Origin of the sequence: Nocardia takedensis NBRC 100417 (assembly GCF_000308695.1) — a bacterium.
Taxonomy (GTDB): domain Bacteria; phylum Actinomycetota; class Actinomycetes; order Mycobacteriales; family Mycobacteriaceae; genus Nocardia; species Nocardia takedensis.
Window position 1 is genome coordinate 1 of record NZ_BAGG01000212.1, and the last position, 5046, is coordinate 5046.

At 73.3% G+C, this 5046-nt stretch carries 2 protein-coding genes; both read left to right on the top strand.

The features are described 5' to 3' along the window. Positions 1 to 274: 274 nt before the first annotated feature. On the top strand, positions 275 to 3850 hold the full coding sequence (locus tag ON30_RS28125; protein ID WP_218006315.1) for an SDR family NAD(P)-dependent oxidoreductase: 3576 nt from the start codon (positions 275 to 277) through the stop codon (positions 3848 to 3850). Then, positions 3847 to 5046, top strand: a 1200-nt coding sequence (locus tag ON30_RS28130; protein WP_444543694.1) for a beta-ketoacyl synthase N-terminal-like domain-containing protein, incomplete at its 3' end; no start/stop codon positions are given. The genes ON30_RS28125 and ON30_RS28130, both read left to right, overlap by 4 nt.

Below are 5046 nucleotides of genomic sequence, written 5' to 3' on the forward strand. Positions count from 1 at the left end.
CCTTCGGCATCGGGCAGACCGCCGATCGGATCCACCCGACCGCGGTCGCGCTCGGCACGCTGCGGCGCGAGGAGGGCGACGTTCCCGGTTCCTGCGCGCCGTCGCCGAGGCGCATGTCCACGGCGTCGAGATCGATTGGCGCGCTGTCTTTCCCGGCGCGCATCCGCATGTCGACCTGCCGACCTATCCGTTCCGGCGCGACAGCTACTGGCTGGAGGCCTCCGCCGGCGGCGACGTCGCGGCGGCCGGGCTGGCGGCGGCCGAACATCCGCTGTTGGGCGCGTCGGTCGACTTGGCCGACGACGGCGGGCTGGTGCTCACCGGCCGGATCTCCGTGGCGACTCAGCCCTGGTTGGCCGATCACTCGGTACTGGACACCGTGCTGGCGCCCGGCGCCGCGCTGGTCGAACTGGCCGGTCACGCCGGTCGCCGGGTCGGCTGCGAGCAGGTGCTGGAGCTGACCCTGACCGCGCCGCTGACCCTGACCGCACCGGTCGCCGTGCAGATACGGGTCGGGGCGGCCGACGCGTACGGCGTGCGCGAAGTGTCCGTGCACTCCCGGGCGGACGACGATCTGCCGTGGCATCCGCACGCGACCGGACTGGTCGGCCCGGGGCAGGGTCGCGGCGACGAGTCACTGATCCAGTGGCCGCCGCAGGGCGCGACGCCACCGGATGTCGAGGAGTTGTACGCGAACCTGGCCGACCGCGGCCACGGCTACGGACCCCGGTTCCGCGGCGTGCGCGCGGTGTGGCGGACCGACGAGCACGTCTACGCCGAACTGGCGCTGCCCGAGGGACTCGGCGGCGACTTCGATCTGCATCCGGTACTTCTCGATTCGGCGTTGCAAGCGCTGGCGGGGACTCTCGGCGACGACGGTCCCCGAATGCCCTTCGCCTGGCGGGGAGTGCGACTGCACGCGCGGGGCGCGCGGGCGGTGCGGGCCCGGATCACCCCGGTCGGCGAGGACGGCTTGCGCATCCTGCTCGCCGATCCGACCGGCGCGCCGGTCCTGACGGTCGAGGACCTGCGGACCCGCCCGGTCGCGGTCGGCGGTATGGGCGGGCCGCGCGAGGACCAGCTGTTCCGGCAGATCTGGTCGCCGGTGGCACTGTCGGATTCGCCGGGCCGCACCGCCGTCGAGGTGACCGAATGCCGTGACTTGTCCGCGCTGTCGGCCGCGGGCCCGCTGCCCGACGTGGTCCTGCTGCGTCTGGCCACCGCGGAACTCGGCGTGGACGCGGAGCAGGCCGCGCGCGTCCACGAACTGGTCGCGCGGGTACTGGGCGCGGTCCAGGAGTGGCTGGGGGATCCGGCGACCTCGACCGCCGTCCTCGCGGTCCTGACGCGGGGCGCGGTGGCGGCGGGTATCGGCGAGGACGTCACCGACCTGGCGGCGGCCGCGGCACTCGGCCTCCTGCGGACGGCGCAGTCGGAGTATCCGAATCGACTGGTCCTCATCGACCACGACGGGGACCCGGCCTCCCTGGCCGCCGTGACCGCCGCAGCGGCCACGGGTGAACCCCAGCTCGTGCTGCGGCGGGGTGCGGCGAGCGCCGCGCGGCTCGAACCCGCGCGCGGCGGTGCGCTCACCGAACCCGAGACCGGGCCCTGGCGGCTGGCGCTCACGGGGGCAGGCCGTGCCGACGGGTTGGCGATCCACCCCAATCCGGTCGCCCTCGCGCCGCTGGCGCCCGACCAGGTCCGGGTCGCGGTCCGCGCGGCCGGACTCAATTTCCGCGACGTCGTGGTGGCGCTCGGCATGGTCGAGGATGCCCGCGCCACGGCGGGCGAGGGCGCGGGCATCGTCGTCGAAGTCGGGTCGGAGGTCGCCGATCTCGCGGTGGGCGATCGGGTGATGGGCCTGTTCTCCGGCGGTATGGGGCCGGTTACCGTCGCGGAGGCCCACCTGCTCGCCGTCATGCCCAAAGGGTTGACCTTCGCCGGCGCCGCCACCATCCCGGTCGCCTACCTGACCGCCTACTACGGGCTGCGGGATCTGGCCGGGGTGCGCGCGGGAGAACGACTGCTGCTGCACGCCGCCACCGGCGGGGTGGGGATGGCGGCCCTGCAACTTGCCCGGCACTGGGGAATGGAGGTGTTCGCCACGGCGAGCCCGCCGAAGTGGGACACCTTGCGCGAGCTCGGTCTCGACGACCGGCACATCGCCAACTCGCGCACCCCCGAATTCCGGGAGCACTTCGCGGACGGCGTCGACGTGGTGCTCAACTCCCTCACCGGCGAGTTCATCGAGGCGTCTCTGGACCTGCTCGGCGACGGCGGACGGTTCGTCGAGATGGGCAAGGTCGACATCCGCGATCCCGAGGACATCGCGGCCCGGTATCCGGGGGTTCGCTATCGGGCCTACGACGTCCTGGACGCGGGCCCCGAACGGCTGCGGGAGATGTACGCCGACCTGCGCGCGCTGTTCGAGAGCGGTGTGCTCGAACCGATGCCGGTCACCGCACGGGACATCCGTCGCGCGCCGGAGGCGTACCGATACCTGCGCGAAGCCCGACACGTGGGCAAGGTGGTGCTGACCTTGCCCGCGCCGCTCGATCCCGGTGGCACGGTGCTGATCACCGGCGGCACCGGCGTGCTCGGTTCCGCGCTGGCCCGGCATCTGGTCACCGACCACGGCGTGCGACGACTGGTGCTGCTGAGCCGCACCGGCCACGCCCCCGATCTGGTCGACGAGCTGACCGGGGCAGGCGCGCGGGTCACCGTCGCCGCGTGCGACACCGCCGACCGCGCCGACCTGGCCGCGGTGCTGGCGGCCGTGCCGTCCGAACATCCGCTCGTCGCGGTATTCCACGCGGCGGGCGTCATCGATGACGGCATGCTCGCCACCCTCACCCCCGAGCGGCTGCACGCGCTGTTGCGACCGAAGGTGGACGCCGCCTGGCACCTGCACGAGCTGACCGAACACCACGATCTCGCCGCCTTCGTCCTGTTCTCGTCGTTGGCCGGTGTCCTGGGCAACGCCGGTCAAGGCGCGTACGCGGCGGCGAACTCGTTCCTGGACGCCCTCGCCGCGCACCGACGTCACCACGGTCTGCCCGCGACCTCGGTGGCCTGGGGCCTGTGGGCGCGGACCAGCGCCATGACCGAACACCTCGACGAGGCGGACCTGCGTCGGATCGCGCGGGCGGGCATCCAGCCGCTGTCCACCGAACAGGGCCTGGCGTTGTTGGACGCGGCGGGCGGCGGGCCCGATCCGGTCGTGATCGCGGCCCGGCTGGATCGCGCCGCGTTGCGCGCGGCGGGCGATGCGCTGCCTGCGCTGCTGCGCGGCCTGGTCCGTGTCCCGGCGCGCACCGCCGACGCCGCCGCGAACGGGCCCGCGCTGACCGGTCGCCTCGCCGGCCTCACGCGGGAAGACCAGGCCGAGATGGTGCTCGACCTGGTGCGCGGCACCGCCGCCGCGGTCCTCGGCCACGAATCCGCCGAGGCGATCGATCCGGACCGGGCGTTCCGCGAGTTGGGATTCGAGTCGCTGACCGCGGTCGAATTCCGGAACCGGTTGCGCCCGGTTCTCGGGTTGCCACTGCCCGCGACGCTGGTGTTCGAGCATCCGACGCCGCGCGCGCTGAGCCGTCATCTGCTCACCGAGTTGGCGCCCGACACGGGCGGTCCGGCCGCGTTGCTCGCGGAACTGGACCGAGCCGTGGCCGAACCCGACGCCGTCGCGCCCGACGACCGCGACCGAGCCCGACTCGTCGCCCGGCTGACCCAGGTCCTGGCGTTGCTCGGTGATTCGGCGGTGGTGGACGAGGAGGTCGGCAGCACGCTGGCCGCCGCCTCGGACACCGAGATCTTCGACTTCATCGAGAACGAACTGGGCATCTGATGGGACAGGGGACCATGGACACCGAGCACAAGCTCCGCGACTACCTCAAACGGGTCACCACGGAACTGCACCACACCCGGGCCCGGCTGCGCGAGGCGCAGGCGCGCGATGCCGAACCGATCGCGATCGTCTCGATGGGCTGCCGCTTTCCCGGTGGCGTGCGCGGTCCGGAGGACTACTGGAACCTGCTGGCGCAAGGCCGTGACGTGATCGGGCCGGTGCCGCCGGGTCGGGGCTGGGACCTCGCCGAGCGCTACGACCCCGACCCGGACAAGCCCGGCGCCAGCTACGCGACGGTCGGCGGTTTCCTCGACGACGCCGACGCGTTCGACGCCGCCTTCTTCGATATGAGCCCGCGCGAGGCGGAGGCGACCGATCCGCAGCAGCGGTTGCTGCTCGAAGTCGCGTGGGAGGCGGTGGAGCGGGCCGGCATCGATCCGGCCGCTCTGCGCGGCACCCGGACCGGCGTCTTCGCCGGGGTCATCGCGGGGGAGTACCTGCCCGGTTCGACGCACAGCGCGGGCAATCTCGAGGGACATCTGCTGACCGGCAACACGACCAGCGTCGCCTCGGGCCGGATCGCCTATATGCTCGGCCTGGAAGGGCCGTCGCTGACCATCGACACGGCCTGTTCGTCGTCGCTGGTCGCGGTGCATCTGGCCGCGCGGGCGCTGCGTGCGGGGGAGTGCGCGATGGCCCTGGCCGGCGGGGTGACCGTGATCACCGGCCCGCGGATCTTCACCGAGTTCAGCAGGCAGCGCGGCTTGGCGGCCGACGGACGGTGCAAACCGTTCGCGGCCGCCGCCGACGGCACCGGATTCGCCGAGGGCGCCGGGATGCTGGTCCTCGAGCGCTTGTCCGACGCCGAACGACACGGCCACCCGGTGCTCGCGGTGCTGCGCGGTTCCGCGGTGAACTCCGACGGCGCGAGCAACGGGCTGACCGCCCCGAGCGGCCCGGCGCAGGTGCGGGTGATCGACGAGGCGCTGGCCGCCGCGGGGCTGTCGGCCGCCGATGTCGACGCGGTCGAGGCGCACGGCACCGGCACGACTCTGGGCGATCCCATCGAGGCGCGGGCGCTGCTGGACGGCTACGGCCGCAATCGCAGGCCGCAGGCCCCGCTGTGGGTGGGGTCGGTGAAATCCAACATCGGCCACACCCAGGCCGCGGCGGGGGTCGCGGGCATCATCAAGATG